Source organism: Actinomadura sp. RB99 (genome assembly GCF_014706005.1).
In the GTDB taxonomy this organism is placed as follows: domain Bacteria; phylum Actinomycetota; class Actinomycetes; order Streptosporangiales; family Streptosporangiaceae; genus Spirillospora.
Genome location: NZ_JABMCA010000017.1, coordinates 61,404 through 80,895, shown reverse-complemented (window position 1 = coordinate 80,895; position 19,492 = coordinate 61,404). Strand labels below are relative to the sequence as shown.

Sequence of the window (19,492 nt, the reverse complement as noted above, 5' to 3'; positions counted from 1 at the left end):
AGATCCGCTTCGCGTGCACGCCACTCCCTCGTCGCCTCGGCTCAGACCGAGCTTGCGCGCTCCACCGTGTTCGCAGGGAGCCCAGAGTCCCATTGAACGGGAATCCTCCCTGTGCTGCCTAGTGCCGCAGTGGCCACAGCACCACCGGCTCCACGCTGGAGTCGCTGATCACGACCTGGAGCGGCTCTACCCGGGCGTCCGTAGGCATTGCGGCGGCCCGGACGGTTGAGCGCGAGCGGGATCATCATCCCGAAGGTCGGGTGGAATGGAGATCCGATCAAGGGCCGCCGTTCGAAATCTACAATGTAAAGAAAGCGGCTCTTCATCCTGCGAACAAGAGCGCGACGGCTCAATTGTTGCTCTTATGGGATTAGAGGCCAATATCTCTCCATGTGGGCGTGCGGCATGCTCTCACCGAGAGCATGCCTTTTCGCACATCCAGCCCCCGCCGAAGAGGTCACAAGTCCCCGCAGAGGCGTTACCGCAGGTCACGGTCCCGTCGAGGTGCTCTGTGCAAGTGTGGCGCAGTTCTGCCGCACCGTCTGACTTGCGAGGCCCCACTTTCGGTTCGGAGTTAATGCGGATTTTGACCCTGAGTTGAGGTCGCGGTAGTGATAGTTGCGGCCGGAGTTGGCCAGTGACGAGACGTCCGGACATCCCTGATGGCACGGTGAGTATTCCAGACATCACTGACGGCGATGATCGGTTGCGTTCCGTTGAGCCGTCCGAAGTCCCACGTGGATGGGGGCGCTCGTGGCACCGGACATCGTTCTGTTCCCGCACTGCGATCTCCACCTGGTCCTGTCCGGTACGCCGCCGTTGACGCTGCAGGTGTTGGACCGGGCGGTGACGGCCGGTGGGTACACGCTGACGCCGATCGCCCCGGGGGCGATCGCCGTGGACTTCTTCGCGCCGCATCGCCCGGTCGGACAGCGGCTGCTCCCGCCGCTGCCGGCGTACAACAGCGCCAACGGGCAGGTCACCGCCACCCAGCCGGGGGTGTACCTGTTCCAGGTCCGGCGCGGCAGCGACTACATCGTCGGCCGGCTACAGGTGCACACCTCGATCGTGGCGTGGTGGTTCGGCAACGACTCCATCACCACCGCCGTGGACGACGTGGCGCACGCCCAGCCGTCGATCTACGCCAAGTTCAGCGACGATCCGACCGGTACGGACCTGATCGGCGACATCACCGGGCACGGGTACGTGACGCTGACGTCGGCCGACACCAACACCTTCGTGGTCAACCCGCAGGGGCGGCTGCGCGGGCTGCGCGAGACGACCGGCACCCCCGGGACCGTGGACCTGACGGGCACGTTCCTCAACCAGACCCAGCGGCTGCCCGTGCGGGTGGTGAACTACGCCAAGCACCGCCGCGACCTGAAGCCGGTCCAGACGCCCAACGTGGCGCACGCGGCCGAGCAGCACAACATCGTCTTCCTCGCGGAAGGGTTCCGTAAGTCCGACGAAGAGACCTTCGACAAGATCGTCACCCGCGTCGTGGACCAGATGTTCGACCAGCCCCGGCATCAGCCCTACCCGATGCTGGAGGGCAGCTTCAACATCTTCAAGGCCTTCGGCGCCTCGCAGGAGCATTGCGCCACCGTCGCCTACCGGGTCGCCGACGCGGGCCAGACGACGGGGACCGGCGTGCCCATCCCGTTCATCCGCAGAATCAGCGACGACGAGAACGTCTACACGCTGCGGGACCTGGTCGCCAAGGTCGGGCTGCCGATGCGCAACGAGAGCAGGGCGAACCTCAAGACCATCTGGGCAGGGCAGGAGCTGACCGGCTTCGATCCCAACAAGGTGGACGACACGGTGCTGGGGGCGTGGAAGAAGCACCAGGGGACCGGGATCCTGCACGCACGCGACACCCTGTTCGGAATGCATCTGGGCTGCCGGTGGGGCGACCGCTTCTCCGGGCGCAAGGCGGCGGTGACCCCGCCCGGAAGCGACCAGCCGGGCACGCCCGGGCTGCGCGAGTTCATCGCCCGGCTCTATGAGTTCTACAAGCCCGCGCAAGCGACCAGGGCGTTGACGCCCGACCCCCGCAGGCATCCTCCCGAGCGGTTCGCCGGTCGCGGCAGCACCAATCCGGGCAACCTGATCCTGCAGTACCTCGCGGGCCTGGAGTACGTGTTCGCCCCGTTCCCTCACATCGGACCGGTCTGGGAGCCCGACGACGCCCACTTCAAGCCCAGTCGCGGACTGGTCGCCCTCATCACCTATGACGAGGTGAACGGCGGCAGCAACGTCAACAACAACACCCTGACGGCCCTGACGACCAACAAGGGCGACGGGGTGGAGTTCGAGTACGCCGCGGGCGACAAGCGGGTGATGCGGCGCAAACCGTCGTCGGAGCCCGACGTCGACTTCACCGACACCGTCGACACGGTCGCGCACGAGTTCGGCCACAGCTTCGGCCTGAAGGACGAGTACGAGAACTCCGGGGGAGACGACCCGACCGCACCCGCGACCTCACCGGACGACATCCTGGGCGACAACGTGAGCATGCTGGGGTTCCTGCGGATCAACCCCGCGCCCGACCGGCAGATCGACGCCACCAAGGTCAAGTGGTTCGCGCTGCCCCGGATGCGGCAGTCCGCACGGCTGGTCATCGACTCCGCGCCGGGTCTCGGCGGCATCGAGATCATGATCGACAAGCGGTACATCGCGCCGTGGCAGAAGATCGCGGCGCAGAACCCGCCGGCCGAGGTGCACCTGCGCAACTTCCACGTCAGCCCGCAGGGCATCCAGCTGCCGCTGGCCACCGGCCCCGCCCAGATCCTGACCAACCTGAAGATCGCCCACATCGAGCCCGAGCTGGGCACCATGACGCTCGACGGCCCGGGCCTGCCGCCCGCGCCGTTCCCGACGTTCGCCGCGGGCTCGGCCGTGTACGTGCCGCTGAAGGACGCCGCCGGTCAGGTCCGCACCGTGGTCGAGCCGGCGGTGCGCAAACACCTGACCACTCCCACACCCGCCAACAGGACGCCGCTGAACGTCGACACCGACATCCTGCGTCCCAAGCACGAGGTCGATAACCCCAGGTCCATCCCGGACTTCAAAGCGCCCTGCAAGTCCTCGAAGCTGATCGGCGTCTACGAGGGCGCGCTCGACTTCGCGGGCGGCTACTACCGGCCGACCGGCGCGTGCAAGATGCGCCGCTCCGACGACGAGGACAACGACGGCGAGTTCTGCTTCGTCTGCAAGTGGCTGATCGTCAACCGGGTCGATCCGGGTTACCACGGCATCCTCGACGCGATGTTCTACCCGAAGGCGAAGAAGAATGGCTGAGCCCGGCACGTTCGACAAGCTGGTGGCCGAGCTGGGGCAGGCGCTGCTGCCGCTGCGCGAGGCGCTCGCCTCCCCGGAGGCCTTCACCGCGTTCCTGCAGAAGCTGGGCTGGCGCGCCGAGGACATCCCGCAGCCGCTGCGCGATCTCGGCAGCGGGGTGGAGACCCTCTACGACGGTCTCACCAGGCTGCTCGGCGCGGGCGGCCTCAACGTCGGCGGCTCCGTGGGCGACGGCGAGGCATCGGTGCAGATCTCGCCCGACGACGTGGGCCGGGTGCTGCGGGCCTTCCAGGATGTGGTCAACGCGATCAAGGCGATCGCGAACGCGCCCGACTCGGCCATCCCCGCGCCGCTGCGCGCGGACGGCTTCAAGGAGAAGTTCCCCGGCCAGCTCATCGACTACCTGGTCATCACCTACCTGCAGCGGTACCACCCGTCGATCGGGTTCGGGCTGCGCGCGCTGGGCGTGGTCAAGACGGGCTACGCGCCGGCTGAGGGCAATCGGCCGCCGTACATGAACGTCCGGCTCGACCTGACGGACCTGCCCAGGACGCTGAGCGAACCCTCGCTGGTGCTCAAGAACGCCTTCGGCTGGGGCGAGGCGGACTTCGACTTCGAGGCGCTGGCCGTGCAGGTCGACAACCTGATGATGGCCCTCGGCGTGGACATCGCCACCGCCGAGATCCCGACGGCGAGTGCGGCCGCCCTGCAGGGCACCGCTCCCAAGCTGACCGACCCGCCGGTGCGCGGCATTCGGGCGGTCTTCTTCGAACGGGCGCAGGCCTCGGGGCGCATGGCCGCCGAGATGAGGCTGTTGCCGGTTCCGGCGGCGGCCGGGAGCCCGCCCGGCCTGGCGCTGATCCCCGCCTTCAACGGCGCGCTGGACTTCAAGTTCCAGTTGGGCGACGACATCGCCCTCACCATCCGTACCGACCTGGATCTGCAAGGCGGGATCGGGCTGCAGGTGCGGCCGGACCGCCCGATCGAGATCATCGTCGGCTTCGCCGGCGGCGGCTCGCCGTCCCACGCCGGCGGCTCGCTGGTGGTCAAGGCGGAGCGCGGCAACGCCGACGCCACCCCGATCGTGTTGCTCGGCTCACCCGGAGCGACCCGGCTGCAGTTCCGCAAGGTGGGCGGCACCGGCGGCATCCGGCTGTCCGACGGCGCGGCGGACGTGTTCGCCGAGTTCGAGCTGGCCGGTCTGGAGTTCGTCTTCGACCCCGGCGAAGCCGACGGCTTCATCGCCAAGATCGTGCCGGACGGCGGCTTCTCCTTCGGGGCCGACCTGACGCTCGGCGTCTCCCAGCGCACCGGCTTCTACTTCCGCGGCACCTCCAGCCTGGAGATCCAGCTGCCCGTCCACCTCAACCTGGGCCCCATCGACATCCAGTCGCTGACCGTCTCGGCCGCCCCCGGCGCGGACGGCCTGCCGATCAACCTCGGCGCGACGTTCAAGGCCGAGCTCGGCCCGATCAAGGCGGTCGTCGAGGAGCTCGGTCTGGCGGCGACCTTCGGCTTCACGTCCGGCAACGACGGGAACCTCGGCCCACTGGACGTCTCGCTCGGGTTCAAGCCGCCCAAGGGCGCGGGCCTCTCGGTGGACGCCGGGGTGGTCAGCGGCGGCGGCTACCTGTTCTTCGACCCGGCCAAGGGGGAGTACGGCGGGGCGCTGGAGCTGGAGTTCGCCGGGCTGTTCGACGTCAAGGCGATCGGGCTGATCACCACCCGGATGCCGGACGGCTCCGCGGGCTTCTCGCTGCTGCTGATCATCACCGCCGAGTTCGGCACCGGCATCCAGCTCGGCTTCGGCTTCACCCTGCTGGCGGTGGGCGGGATCGTCGGGCTGAACCGCCGGATGAACCTGCAGGCTCTGGTGGAGGGGGTACGGAGCGGCTCGATCGAGTCGGTGATGTTCCCGCGCGACGTGGTGGCCAACGCGCCGCGCATCCTGTCGGACCTGCGCGCGTTCTTCCCGCCTGAGCAGGGCACGTTCCTGGTCGGGCCGATGGCCGAGATCGGCTGGGGCACCCCCACGCTGGTCTCGGTCTCGCTCGCGGTGATCATCGAGATCCCCGGCGACATCGCCATCCTCGGTGTGCTGCGCTGCGTGCTGCCCACCACCGACCTGCCGCTGCTGGTCCTGCAGGTGCAGTTCGTCGGCGCGATCGAGTTCGACAAGCAGCGCCTGTGGTTCTTCGCCCAGCTCTTCGAGTCGCGCGTGCTGTTCATGACCCTCGAGGGCGGAATGGGCCTGCTGGTCGGCTGGGGCGACGACCCCGACCTGGTCATCTCCGTCGGCGGCTTCCACCCCTCGTACAGGCCGCCGCCGCTGCCGTTCCCGGTGCCGCCCCGCATCCGGGTGGACATCCTCAACCGGCCGGGCGCCCGGATCACCGTCTCCGGCTACTTCGCGATCACGAGCAACACGGTGCAGTTCGGTGCGCGCGCCGAGATGGTGCTGGGCTTCGACGACTTCGGCGTCTCCGGCCATCTCAGCTTCGACGCGCTCTTCCAGTTCTCGCCGTTCCGGTTCGCCATCGCCATCTCCGCGGGGGTCTCGCTCAAGGCGTTCGGCGTCGGCCTGTTCGGCATCGACCTGGACTTCCAGCTCGAAGGGCCGGCCCCGTTCCGGGCGCACGGCCGGGGCTCGGTCTCGCTGCTGTTCTTCGAGATCTCCGCCGACTTCGACATCACCTGGGGCGAGGACCGCGACACCACGCTGCCCCCGATCGACGTGCTCCCGCTCCTGGCGGGCGAGGTCGCCAAGCCCGAGGGCTGGCAGACCCGGCTGCCGACCGGCGGCGGCAACCCGCTGGTCACGCTGCGCACGTTGCCGCCGACCGAGGACCTGGTGCTGCACCCCCTCGGCTCGCTGTTCGTCCGCCAGCGCGCGATCCCGCTCGCCGTGCGGCTGGATCGCATCGGCGCGCAGCGGCCGCGCGACGGCAAACGGTTCACCGTCGAGCCCCTGCCCGGCAGCGGCCTCGTGCGCGCCTCCATCACCGCCGACAAGTTCGCGATGGCCCAGTTCCAGGACATGGACGACGCGACCAAACTGTCGCGACCGGCGTACCAGGACCAGGACGCGGGGCTGGAGCTGGTGGCGGCGCAGGGCGCGATCGCCTCCGCCCGGGTCGTCAAGCGCAGCGCCCGCTACGAGCAGATCGTCATCGACAGCAGGCTGCGCCGCCCGCCGGGCACCGTACGACCGGCGACCCGCACGATCGTGCAGGCCGACGGACTCGTCCGCCAGGTCGCCCCCACCGCCGCGCCCACCAGGACGCTGGCCAGCGTCAGCCCGGCCGTGTTCACCCGGCTTCTGGAGGGCAGCAGCACCAGCCGTTCACCCCTGTCACAGCGCGAAGCCGACCAGCGCCAGCCGTACGCCCCTGACGAGACCGTGCAGGTCACGGGCCAACGCTTCGTGGTCGCCTACTTGCGCAACAACGCCCAGGCCTTCCCGCCGGCCTCGCTCGGCTCGGCCACGGCGAGTTTCCGCAGCCAGGCGGCGGCCGAGGAGGCCCTCGCCGAGTGGGTCACCGCGGACCCCGCGCTCATCGGCCTGCTGCACGTCATCCCCGAATCCGAGGCGGCGGCCCTGCCGGTCGCCCCGCAGTCGTGGACCTCCACCGGCTCCCTGCCCACCCCGGCCATCGCCCCGGCGGCGGTACGGCTGAGCAGCGGCAAGATCCTCGTCGCCGGCGGTCGGGACGCCGCGGGCAAGCCGCTCGCCGACGCCGCGCTCTTCGATCCCATCGCCGGGAACTGGGCCGCCACCGCGCCGCTTCCGGTCGCCCGCGACGGGCACACCCTCTGCCTCCTGCCGGACGGCCGGGTCCTCGCCGCCGGCGGCGTGACCCAGACCGCGCCCCTGGCGACCACCGAGATCTTCGACCCGCTCACCGCGACCTGGAGCAGCGACGTTCCGCCGATGCGCACCGCCAGGTTCGGCCATGGTGCCACCGTGCTGCGCGACGGCAAGATCCTGGTCACCGGCGGCACCGGCGCCCGCGGCGACTCGCTCGCGTCCGCCGAGGTGTACGACCCGGCCAAACGGCAGTGGACCGAGACGGCGATGACCGACCCTCGCTCCGACCACCAGGCCGTACTGCTCGCGGACGGCCGGGTCCTGGTGGCCGGCGGCGTCCTCAAGACCGGCCGGACCGACGCCGCGCTCGGCTATTGCGAGATCTACGACCCGGCGACCGGCATTTGGACCCCGACCGGCTCGCTCGCCACACCTCGCGCGGGTCACCAGGCGACGCTGCTCGCCGACGGCACCGTCCTGGTGACCGGCGGCGATGCGACGATCGGTCCGGTGCGCGGTCCGTACGACTCCGCCGCCCTCGCCAGTGCCGAACGCTTCACCGTCGAATCCGGCACATGGACGGCGGTCCGCGACATGCCCGGGGGGCGCACCCGGCACCGCTCCCTGCCATTGCGCTCCGGCCTGGTGCTCGTGGCGGGCGGCACCCGCGCCCCCGCCTTCGACGGCGGCTTCCGCAGCGCGCTGCTGTACGACCCGGCCGCCGGCACCTGGACCCCCGCGAGCGGCCTGGCCACCGGCCGGTGGGCGTTCGCCGTGATCGACCTGCCCGACGGCCGGGTGCTCGTGGCCGGTGGCCGGACCCGCTCGGTCGCCGCCGCCCCGCACCCCGGCACCGACATCCTCACCCCGACCGCCGAGATCTTCACGCCCTGACGACGGAGGCACCCCATGACCAGTCCCACCGTGGCGGCTACCGGACAGTGGACGAGCACCGGGGCCCTTCCCTCCGCGCGCGTGTGGTCCGGCCAGCACGACGGCCCGGTCGTACTCGCCGGCGGGAAGGTCCTGGTCGCCGGAGGAGCCGACGCCGCCGGAGCCGCGCTGGGGCAGGTGTCGCTGTACGACCCGACCGCCAGGACGTGGACGGCCGCCGCCGCGCTGCACACCGCCAGGCGGCTGCACACCGTCACCCTGCTGGGCAGCGGCAAGGTGCTGGTCACCGGTGGCATCACCGGGGCGGCGACGTTCCCGTCCGCCGGACTGGCCTCCGCTGAGGTGTTCGACCCCGCGCAGGGCACCTGGACCGCGACCGGCAGCCTGAAGACCGGCCGGTGGGGGCACAGCGCGGTGCTGCTGCCCGACAGCAAGGTGCTCGTCGCGGGCGGCTGCACCATCCGGTCCGGGCAGTCGGTCAAGGCGCTGCGCTCGGCCGAGGTCTACGACCCGGACACCGGCGCATGGACGGAGGTCACCGCGATGACCGACGCGCGCTGCGGCCACCCGGCGCTCGTGCTCAACACCGGCAAGGTGCTGGTGGCCGGCGGCAGCGCACCCGTGTCCCGCGAGACCGACGCGGCACTGGCCTTCTGCGAGCTGTACGATCCGGCCTCGGGCACCGGCGGCACCTGGACGCCGACCGGGAGCCTGCTGGTGGCGCGCAGCGGGCACCAGGCCACGCTGCTCCCGGACGGCACCGTCCTGGCCAGCGGCGGCAGCCCTCCGGGCGCACCGGGCAACGGCACCCTCGACCCGTTTAGCAGGGCCACCGCCGAGACGTTCAACCCCGTCGCGGGCGCGTGGAGCGCGGTGCAGGATATGCCCGCCGGCCGCGGCCTGCATCGGTCGGTCTCACTGGGCGGAGGCAAGGTGCTGGTGGCCGGCGGCACCGACACCCCGGACAACGGCGTCGGCTACGCCAGTGCGCTGATCTTCGACGCGGCCACCCGGAACTGGACCCCGGCGGGCGGTCTGGCGACGGGCCGGTGGGGGTTCGCCGCCGTCCCGCTGACCGGCGGCACGGTACTGGTCACCGGCGGCATCGCCCGCGCGGGCCTTGCGGCCGCCGACTCCGGCGCCACCGAGGTCACCGCCACCAGCGAGATCTTCGGCACCGGCCCGGTGACACCGTGAGCAACGCGTACTCCTTCCTGCCGTGGCTGCGGACCGGCCTCAGCACCCGGATCACGACCGATCCGGGCACCGCCGACCGGGCGGTCATCCCGGTCAAGCTGCGGCTGACCGGGGACGGCGTGTCCGGCGGCACGATCACCCGCGACGTCGAGAAGGCCGTGCAACTGTACGGGCCGGGCGACGTGGTGGGGGTCGATCCGCGGGTGATCTCGCGGGTAGAGCCGCGTCCCTGGATCACCAACGTGGAGCCCAACTACCTGGCGCACATCGAGTTCTACGACGAGGGCCTGCCGTGGAGTTATAGCCCGGCCCCGCCCGACGGGGCCAACAAGCGGCTGCTGCCCTGGCTGGCGCTCGTCGTCCTCGCCGGAGCGGCCGAGCCCGCGGGCGACCCGGGTGCGGAGTTCACCGAGGGCGCGGTCGCCGGGCGGCCGCTGCCGTCGATCCAGGTCAAGGACCCGGCCGGGACGCTGCCGCCGCCGGGCCAGCTCGGCGCCTGGGCGCACGTGCACGTCAACGGCGAGCTGGACGGCCTGGTCGCCAACGACGATCCCGCCGGTGCGCTCACCGCCCTGCGCCGGGTGCTGAGCACCAACGCCGACCTGGCGTGCTCGCGGCTGATGTGCCCGCGGCGGCTCAAGCCCGACACCGGCTACCACGCGTTCCTGGTCCCCGCGTTCGAGACGGGCCGCCTGGCCGGGCTCGGCCTGGACCCGGCCACCGCGCCCGGCGCGCTGCACTCCAGCTGGGGCCCCGACTACCCGGGCCGCCCCGAGCCCGCGACGTTGCCGTACTACCACCGCTGGTTCTTCGGCACCGGCAGCGCGGGCGACTTCGAGTGCCTGGTCCGGCTGCTGGAGCCCCGGCCCGCCGACCCGGCGATCGGGCGCCGCGACCTCGACGTGCACGACCCGGCCGGGCCCGGGCTGCTGCCCATCACCAGCCCGGCGGAGCTGCACGGCGTGCTCAAGCTGGGCGGCGCACTCCAGTCGCCCAACCGTCCCAAGGGTGACGTCTACGACAAGTGGGACGAGCCGTACCCCCACCTGTTCCAGAAGGCCCTCGCCGGACTGATCAACCTGGCCGACGCCTACCTCGACCAGACCCCGGCCGCCGCGCACGCCGCCCACGGGGCGCAGGACGTGGCGGGCGAGGTCGATCCGATCATCACCCCGCCGCTGTACGGGCGCTGGCACGCCCCCGCGAACCGGCTGCTGACCGAGCGCGACGGCAGCCCGATCACGCCCGACCGCAACTGGGTGCACCGGCTCAACCTCGACCCGCGCTTCCGCGTCGCCGCGCACCTGGGCACCCGCGTCGTCCAGGAGCGGCAGGAGGAGTTCATGGTCGCCGCCTGGGCGCAGGTCGGCGACGTGCTGGCGGTCAACGCCAAGGTCCGCGCCGCCCAGCTCGCCCGCGAGGTCGGGACCGTACTGCAGGCCAAGCATGTGGAGCCCGCCGCGGCACCGATCATGGCGGCCGACGCGCCGGTGCCGTCCGGCAAGGCCCTGGTGCTCACCGCTCCCGCCAACTCACGGGTGACCACGCGTGATCGGGCTCTGCGCGGGGCGGTGGCGGTCGAGGGCGAGCGGGTCGCGGTCGGGTTCCACGTGGCGCGCAGCCGCGTGACGGCCGCGCCGCTGTCCCCGCCGATGCGGCGGATGCTGCGGCCGGGGCGGCTGATCCGCGACCTGCCGTTCAGCGAGACCAAGCCGCCCGACGCGCTGATCCCGCGGATGGACGACCCGGACGACCCCGTGACGGCGGCCGCCGCCAAGGAGACTCCCGACGCGGTGGTGACGACCGAGCGGCTGAACGATGTCCTGCACCCGGCACCACCGCCGATCGGGCTCACGGCCGCCACCGAGGCCGACCCGGCCGATCCGGTCGACCGGCTTCCGCACAGCGCCGACTTCCGGATCACCTTGCCGGGCGACACGTTCGTCCCCTCCGAAGGCGGCGACGACAGCGAGGAGGCCAAGCGGTTCAAGGACGGGCTACGCGACATCTACCGGGGCCGGCACGCGGCGGGCGTCGGTGGCCGGACCGAGGGCGGAGACGACCCGCTGAACGTCCGCGCCACCACCGACGCGATGATGACCGGCCTGCGCGCCGAGAAGACCGTGCCCACCAGCCTGCTGACGTCGGTCAGCCTGCCCGAACGGCTGCGGCCGTTCGCCGAGCGGTTCAATGAGGCGATGGCCTATCCCGTCATCGACCTGCCGATGTACAAGGCGCTGCTGGACCTGTCGGTGGACTACTTCGCCCCCAACCTCGGGCTGGTCCCGCGGAACACGGTGACGCTGCTGGAGACCAACCAGGAGTTCATCGAGTCCTACCTCGTCGGACTCAACCACGAGATGGCCCGCGAGCTGCTCTGGCGCGAGTACCCCACCGACCAGCGCGGCTCGCCGTTCCGGCAGTTCTGGGACACGCGCGGGGGCGTGAAGCAGTACGACATCCAGCCCCTGCACACCTGGCCCAAGGCCGCCGAGCTCGGTGAGAACGACGCGCGGGAGACCGGCCGGCAGGCCGACGATCTCGTGCTGGTCATCCGTGGCGACCTGCTGAAGAAGTACCCGAACGCCGCCATATACGCGCACCGCGCCCGCTGGCAGCCCGAGTCGGGGCCGCCGGACCCGGCCCAGGAACGGGTCCCGGTTGAACTCATCGACCCGGCGCACCCGACGCTGGAGGAGATCCGGCTCCCGCTGTACGAGGCCAAGGTGGACCCCGACCTGACCCTGCTCGGCTTCGATCTGACGGCGGCCGAGGCCAAAGGCGACTTCGCCGCCGGCGCGGCGGGCTGGTTCTTCGTGATCCAGGAGCGCCCCGGCGACCCCCGGTTCGGCGCGGACGAGGGCCCGCCCACCCCGGTCGAGGTGTGGAACGACCTGACGTGGGCCGACGTGGATCCGGGTGGGACCGGGTTCATCCGGCTCGACGCGAGCACCGTGCAGGTCCCGCTCAAGGACTTCGATGACCCGGCCGCCGACGCCGAGAAGAACGACCAGCACCTGGAGGACGCGTTCCTGCCCGTCTGGCACGGCGGGCTGAGCTCCGCCGACGTGGCCTACATGCTGTTCCAGGCGCCGGTGCTGATGGCCGTCCACGCTCAGGAGATGCTGCTGTGACCGCGCTCAGCGACGACTTCCCGGTACTGCTCGGCCCAGTCCGGGTGGAGACCCGGTTCACCGCCACCGAGCTGCTGGTACGGATCTTCCCGGATGAGTGGTGCACCGACAAGTTCGAGCCCAAGCCGACCGGCGCCGAGATCACCGCGGTGGACGCGTACTGGACGGCGCACTGGCGGACCGGCGGGAACGCGGTGGCCGAGCAGGCGGCCTGGCAGGAGCTGGTCGCCCGGATGCCCGCCGGCCGGGCCGGCTGGCTGCTGCAGACCCGTACCCCCGTCAACCCCGCCGATCGGCCCGCGACGGTGCCGGAGGGCGCGACCGTGCTGGTGGTCGTGACCGGCCAGGCCGTACCGGCCGCCGACCGGCAACCGACCGTCACATACTGGACGGCGGTGTGGCGCGCGCACGGCGACCGGGCCAAGCTGCGCGCCGCCGACATCGCGCTGCGCGCCGACGTCGGCGCCGGCCGTGCGGACACGATCCGGTCCCGGCGCCCGGCGGGCATCGACGCCGCGCCCACCGCTGTCGACGACGCGGTGATGGTCACGTTCCTCGTGCTGCCGCCACCGGCCGCGGGAAGCCTGGCCGAGCAGTCGTGGACCCAGGCGGCGAAGGCCAGGCTCCTGCCGGACCGCTTCACCGTGCTCGGATACGTGGGCGGCGAGCGGGTACTGACAGCGACCGGCGAGGCGGTGCCCGACGCGCTCGCGGTCAGCCCCGACCCCGAGGCCGACACCGACGAACAGCTCAAGGTGGATGAGCGGACCGGCGCGCTGCGGGTGCCCGACGAGCTCCGGTGGCTGACCGACTTCGGCCGGGCGGTGACGCTCGGCATGGGCCTGCGCATCCCGCTCACCCCGCAGATCCGCAACGGCCTGGACCGGCTACTGGTGTTCGGGCTGCGGGAGCGGTCCGGCCCCGAGCAGACGGCCGTCCAACTGGCCGACCTCATCACCCGGCAGCTGCGCAGCCCGTCCGGGTACGGGCTGCTGCCGCAGGGCACCCCGACCAACAACAGCGAGGCCGCCCCCGCCGGGCAGGACCGCCGCGCCGAAGCCGAGGCCGCGCTGCGCACCGCGTTCGGGTTCGCGGCGGCGGACGCGCCTGACGACTGGCGGACCCGGACCGACGGGCAGTGGCTGGCCGACCTGCTCGGCATCGATCCGGCCGTGCTGACCGGCATGCCCAACGCCGACGGCACCGACCAGCGTGACGCCCGCGCGGCCAACGTCGCCCTGTGGCCGGCGACCTGGGGCGCGTACCTGCGCGGCATGATGCATCCGATCCTGTCCGAGCAGGCGGTCGACCAGACGCGCGAGTTCTTCGTGCGGTACGTGTCGGGGCGCGGCCCGGTCCCGGCGGTCAAGATCGGGCGGCAGCCGTACGGCATCCTGCCCACCACCGCCTTCTCCAAGATGACCTTCCCGGAAGGCGCGACGCACCGCCGCGTGCTGCACAAGCTGCTCGGCGTGGCGGCGGGGGACTGGCAGAAGGCCCTCGCGAAGGTCGGCTACCTGGGCAAGGGCGGTGACCCGCACCAGCTGCTGCTGGACATCCTGGCGCTGCATCCGACGTCGGCGGAGTTCTACCAGCGGTACGCGCAGAGCGTCGAGGACGTCTTCAACCGGGAGAACCTCAACAGCGGCGGCCCGCGCGTCATCCCCGCGCTTGACCAGCTCGACATGCCGCAGCCGATCCGTGCCCTGCTCGACCGCCTGGGCTACGCCATCCCGCCCGGAGCCGACCCGGACGTGATCCGGCGGCTGTTCGTGGGCGACCAGTATCCGCTGCTCGGACCGCTGGTCGATGACCGCCCGCTGTCGGAGACCGACCACATCCGCGCGTACCTACCCGACGGCGGCAACTACCTCCACTGGCTCGCCCAGCACGCCGAGCAGGACCTGGAGACCATCCGGCTCGAACTGGGCTTCAACGGCGACAAGCCGCCAGCGGCGCTGCTGTATCTGCTGGCGCGGCACGCGGTCCTTCTCGGCTGGGAGGACGCCGCCCGCCGCCTGGCCGCCGCGGCCGGGAGCACGGTGCCACCCGCGCGCGATCCGCTGTTCGTCCACGTACGGCCCAACCGGCCCGGCGCGCCCCCGGTGGAGAGCGAGAGCCGGTTCCGCCAGCTGTACTCGCCGGACCGGGCCATCACCGGCAGCCCGGACCGGCTGGTGGCGAACTTCATCCCCGAGGTCATCAGGCGGAGCCCGGCCACCGTGCAGCTCGCCGAACAGATCGACGCGCTGAAGCACCTGGCCGGGCTGCCGACCGCCCGGCTGGAACGGGTGCTGACCGAGCACCTGGACTGCGCGACGTACCGGCTCGACGCCTGGCGCTTGGGGCTGGTCAACGAGCGGCTCGCGGAGCTGCGGTACGGGTCGTCCGGCACGGGACCGGCCCGGCGCGGCATCCACCTCGGTGCGTACGGCTGGCTGGACGAGGTACGGCCCAAGCCGCGCCCCGGCATGACGCAGGTCGAGCTGACCGGCGACCTCGGGCAGCTGTTCAACCCGCCGGGCACGCAGCCGTTGATGCACGACAAGGCCAACGGCGGTTACATCCACGCTCCCTCGCCCGCGCAGGCCACCACCGCCGCGGTCCTCCGCGCCGGATACATCGCCAACGCCAGTCCCTCCGACCGGCACACGTTCGCCGTCAACCTGAGTTCCGAACGGGTCCGGGTGGCGCTGACCCTGCTGGACGGGCTGCGGCAGGGGCAGTCGCAGGGCGCCCTGCTCGGTTACCGGCTCGAACGGGCCCTGCACGACCGGTATCCGGATGCCGAGCTGGACTCGTTCATCACCGCGCTGCGCGGGGCCTTCCCGCTGCGGGCCGGGCGGATCGAGGAGACCAGGCCGGCCCCGGGCACCGCCGTCGAGCTGGTCGAGGCCCGCAACGTCATCGACGGCCTCGAACTCGTGCGGCGGGTGACCCAGGTGCCCGGCGCGGACGTCTACCCGTTCGGCGCCCAAGGGCTCCCGGACCCCGACGCCGACCAGCGCAAGGCCATCAACGAGGAGGTGCACCGGCTCCTCGACATCCACGACGCGCTGGCCGACCTCGCGGTCGCCGAGAGCACGCACCAGGTGCTCGCGGGCAATCCCGAGCGGGCGACGACCACCCTCGACGCCTACGCGAAGGAAGGCGTCGCACCCGAACCCGAGGTGGTCAGGACACCGCGCAGCGGCACCACCTTGACCCACCGGATGGCTCTGCAGCTGACGCCGGGCATCCGGCCGGGCCACAGTGCACCGTCCGTGCAAGGCGAAGGCCCGCGCGCCAAGGCCGAGCCCGCCGTGGACGACTGGCTGCCCACGCTGCTGCCCGACCAGCGGGACGTGGCCGCGCTGGTCACCTGGACCGACCCGGTGAACGGGGTGGCCCGCAGCAGCGTGGTCACCCAGCGGGACCTGCGGCTGCGGCCGATCGACCTGCTGTGGGCGGTACGGCCCGCGAGCGAGGCGTCGATGACCGATCTGGACGACCGGATCATCGGCGTGGTCGCCACCCGCGACCAGCCACGTCCGGACGCGCGGCTGGTCATCGAGCACACCACGCGCATCACCGGCAAGGTCACGTTCTTCGAGCTGTCGCCGCTGATCGCCGCTCTGCGGTCGCTGCTGACCACGTCCCGGCCGGTGCGGCCCACCGACCTGGTCCCGGCCGCCGGAGACGCCCCGATCGACCGCTCCGCCGACGCGGCCGTGACGCTGCCCCGCGAACGGCCGGTGGCGGTGCGGGACGCGCTGGTGGCGCTGCGCACGGCCGTCAACGGCTACCTGAACGACCTCGGGCCGCTGTTCCCCGAGCCGCCCGCGCAGGTCCGGCGCAGCGAAGTGATCAGCGGCATCGACACGTTCCTGCGCCGGTACGGGGACCTGATCGCGACGGCGGGCGGGTTCGGCATGGTGCGCAGCGGCTGGGGCGAGGCCGCCGGGTGGCGGCGGGACCGCTACACCGAGGTGCTCGCGGCCGTCGACGAGGTCGCCGACCGGATGGCCAAGGTGCTGGCCGACGCCAACGCGCTCATCGCCGCTTTCGACGCGCTCCCTGCCGCCACCGTCGCCCCGGAGCGGTTCCGGCTGCTGGAGCGGATCGAGCGGCTGCTGACCACCACGCCGACCACGCCGCGCCCGAACACGCCGCAGCAGCTGCGCTCGATCATCAACAACCGCCGGCAGGCGTTCCAGAACAAGCTGCGGGATCTGCGCGAGGTCGCCGGCACGGGCCAGAAGACGCTGAGCGGGCTGCTGGCCGAGGTCGCCGCGCTGCTGCCGCTGACCGGCTTGGACCCGGCCGGGCTGACGCTGACCCCGTACGAGGACCTGGTCGTCGCGTACGGGAAGGAACTGCTGGACCGGGCACGGGCCCTGCAAGCCGAGATCGCCGAGCGGCTGACGGCCGCCGACGCGGCGCTGACCGAGCACGACGCCGCGCTGACCGGGCCCGACCGGGTGGAGGCCGCGCTCGACACCCTCAAGGCACTGCTCGGCGAGGATGTTCTGGCCGTACCGCAGTACACCCCGTCGGCCGCGCTCGCTTCGGACTGGAAGAAGGCCCGCGACGACAGCGGCGACCTGATCGAGCACCTGGAGGACGCGGGGCGCGACTTCCCGGTGGACGACTGGCTGCACGGCATCGCCCGGGTCAGGGAGAAGCCGCGGCTGTGGGAGCAGGTGGCGATCCTCAGCGACGCGCTGCGCGGTGACGGGGGACTGCTCGGCCATCTGCCCGGCTTCGAGGAGCCGCAGCTGGTGCCGATCCAGCTGCCGTACCGGACCGGCGACCACTGGCTGGCCATGGAGTTCGCGCCGGGACCGACGCTGGATGAGGACCGGCTGCTGTTCACCGCGCACTACGCCGCCAAGCCCGCACCGCCGACCGACGACTTCTGCGGCCTGCTGCTGGACGAGTGGACCGAGGTCATCCCGGCGCAGAAGGAGACGACCGGGATCGCGCTGCACTATGACAAGCCCGACTCCGAGCCGCCGCAGGCCATGCTGCTGGTCACCCCGCCCACCCGTACCGGGACGTGGAGCGCCGACGACCTGGTGGCGGCGCTGCACGAGACGTACGACCTGGTGAAGGCCCGCGCCGTCGAGCCCGCGCACCTGGACGAGACCGCCTACGCCCACCTGCTGCCCGCCACGCTGGTGTCGGCCGCCGGCAAGCCGATCAGCATCAGCACCGACTTCGCGACCAACAATCTGCGCGGGAAGAACCCATGACGGAGCGCATCGAGAACCTGCCGAAGGCCTTGGCGGAGCGGGAGTACCCGACCGTCGGCCTGTGGAACCGGCTGGAGGGACGTCCCCGCACGGCGGACTTCGAGCGGGCCTTGCGCGTGGAGGTGCGGGACGCGCTGTGGCTGCTCACCCGGCAATGGCAGCTCGGCGAGTTCCGCGGCTCCGACGCCGGGACGCCGGTCACCGCCATGTACTCGGTGGGGATGGCGGTTCCGAGCCGGTTCCGGTCCGCGTCGGGCGGCTCGGCTGAGAATCTGCCCGCTGACCGTCCGTTGGAGGACGTCGCCGAACGCCGGGCGCTGCCGTTCGCCTTCGGGCCGGAGCGGATCTCGTATGATCTGCGCCTTGCCATCGGCCGCCGCTGGCTCAAGCTGATGAGCCTGCACCCGCCCATCCACCATCATCGGCAGGACTTCGTCGAGCTGTATCCCATCGCACTGCCGTCCCCGGCCAGCGACGCCGACACCCCGCGGGTGGCCCATCCCGAGGTCTGGTCCACGCTGCAGGCCGTCGCCGGCCGGCGGATGGACGGGTACGAGCTGTACCTTCGCATCAAGGCGGGACATGAGGCCGCCGACGGCATCGACCATGTCGCGCCACCGCACCGCACGCTGATCAACGAGCTGGGCGTCCGGCTGGCCGGCTGGTTCGACGGCCTGATCGATCAGCCCGCCGGCGACGCCACCTGGGATCCGCGCCGCCTGGAGCATCGGTTCTCGGTCGCCGCGGGGCTGCCGGGGGGCGCGGAGAAGGTGCTGACCGCACAGGAGTATCCGGGCGGCGAGCTCGACTGGCATGCCTTCTCCATCGACCCCGACACCCGGGTGGGCGGGGCCGCCGCACCGCCCGCCCCGATCAACCGCACGGTCTTCCCGGCTCCGGTGCGCTACTCCGGCATGCCGCTGCCGCGCTGGTGGGCGGTGGAGGACGGCAAGACCAACTTCGCCGCCGTCCGCCCGGACCGCACCGACATGGCCCGGCTGGTCGTCCTGGAGTTCGCCCTCGTCTACAGCAACGACTGGTTCTACCTGCCGTGCGACCTGCCCACCGGAACGCTGGCCTCACTACGCGGCCTGGCCGTCACCGACGTCTTCGGCCAGCGCCTGTGGGTCACGCCCGCCGGTGCAGGGGCCGACAAGGACTGGCAGCGCTGGTCCATGTTCACCCTGGACACCATCGGCTCAGACGCCGTCCCCGCCGACACGGGCCTGTTCCTCGCCCCCACCGTCCCCAAGGTCGCCGACGGACCCGTCCTGGAAGAGGTCGACCTCATCCGCGACGAGAACGCCAACATGGTGTGGGGCATCGAGCAGACCGTACGGCTGCCCACCGGCCCGGGCCGCCGCGGCGGCGAGGTCGCCGCCGAGATCCTCGCCCAGCGCCGCCGTCTGTTCCCGCGCACGCCCCCCACCGCCCCGCTGGCCTCCATCGCCTACCTGGCCATGACCTCGGTCCCCGGCCACTGGATTCCGTTCATCCCCGTGCACGTCCCCGGCGACAGCCGCAAGATCCGGCTCCAGCGCGCCGCCATGCCCAGCGAGATCGACACCAAGCCCGTCCGCCCCCGCACCACGATCCTCCGCGAGGGCTTGGACGCCGCCCCGCAACGGTCGTACTTCCTCAACGAAGAAGAGGTCCCGCAGACCGGCACCAAGGTCACCGTCGCCTACAACCGCACCCGCTGGGGCAACGGCCGCGTCGCCGTCTGGCTCAGCGCCCGCCGCGGCACCGGCCGCGGCGAAGGCTCCAGCGGCCTCACCTTCGACCTCCCCGCCGACACCAAACCCCTCACCTGAGGCCACCTACGCCCACCGCCGCAACCCCGGCTCCGAATCGTCCGCTCTTCCCGCCCGTGTCTTGCGGAGTGTGCCGTGCGTTGGCCGGTGACCGGATGCGGGCCTTGGCCA

At 71.9% G+C, this 19,492-nt stretch carries 6 protein-coding genes; all 6 read left to right on the top strand.

Annotation, left to right across the window (positions count from 1 at the left end; all coding sequences use genetic code 11):
* Positions 1-753 precede the first annotated feature (753 nt).
* From amrb99_RS53190 to amrb99_RS17855, 6 genes are read left to right on the top strand one after another with little or no spacing between them, the layout of a single operon-like run.
* Positions 754-3,300: a M64 family metallopeptidase gene (locus amrb99_RS53190; protein WP_190857118.1), complete on the top strand. Its 2,547-nt coding sequence runs from the start codon at positions 754-756 to the stop codon at positions 3,298-3,300.
* The gene (locus amrb99_RS17875) at positions 3,293-8,002 is read left to right on the top strand and encodes a DUF6603 domain-containing protein (protein ID WP_190857117.1); all 4,710 of its coding nucleotides are present in this window, start codon (positions 3,293-3,295) and stop codon (positions 8,000-8,002) included. The genes amrb99_RS53190 and amrb99_RS17875 overlap by 8 nt, the downstream gene beginning before the upstream one ends.
* A gap of 15 nt (positions 8,003-8,017) precedes the next feature.
* Positions 8,018-9,199 (top strand): kelch repeat-containing protein, encoded by a 1,182-nt coding sequence (locus amrb99_RS17870; protein WP_190857116.1) that lies wholly within the window; start codon positions 8,018-8,020, stop codon positions 9,197-9,199.
* The gene (locus tag amrb99_RS17865; RefSeq protein ID WP_190857115.1) at positions 9,196-12,333 is read left to right on the top strand and encodes a hypothetical protein; all 3,138 of its coding nucleotides are present in this window, start codon (positions 9,196-9,198) and stop codon (positions 12,331-12,333) included. The genes amrb99_RS17870 and amrb99_RS17865 overlap by 4 nt, the downstream gene beginning before the upstream one ends.
* Positions 12,330-17,567 (top strand): hypothetical protein, encoded by a 5,238-nt coding sequence (locus amrb99_RS17860; RefSeq protein ID WP_190857114.1) that lies wholly within the window; start codon positions 12,330-12,332, stop codon positions 17,565-17,567. Before amrb99_RS17865 ends, amrb99_RS17860 begins: the two co-directional genes overlap by 4 nt.
* Positions 17,564-19,381, top strand: a complete 1,818-nt coding sequence (locus amrb99_RS17855; protein ID WP_190857113.1) for a hypothetical protein — start codon at positions 17,564-17,566, stop codon at positions 19,379-19,381. The genes amrb99_RS17860 and amrb99_RS17855 overlap by 4 nt, the downstream gene beginning before the upstream one ends.
* Positions 19,382-19,492: the final 111 nt, after the last annotated feature.

Excerpts from the sequence above, each read along its gene's own strand:
- amrb99_RS17875 (WP_190857117.1), top strand. The coding sequence starts at position 3,293 with ATGGCTGAGCCCGGCACGTTCGACAAGCTGGTGGCCGAGCTGGGGCAG.
- amrb99_RS17855 (WP_190857113.1), top strand. The coding sequence starts at position 17,564 with ATGACGGAGCGCATCGAGAACCTGCCGAAGGCCTTGGCGGAGCGGGAG.
- amrb99_RS17870 (WP_190857116.1), top strand. The coding sequence starts at position 8,018 with ATGACCAGTCCCACCGTGGCGGCTACCGGACAGTGGACGAGCACCGGG.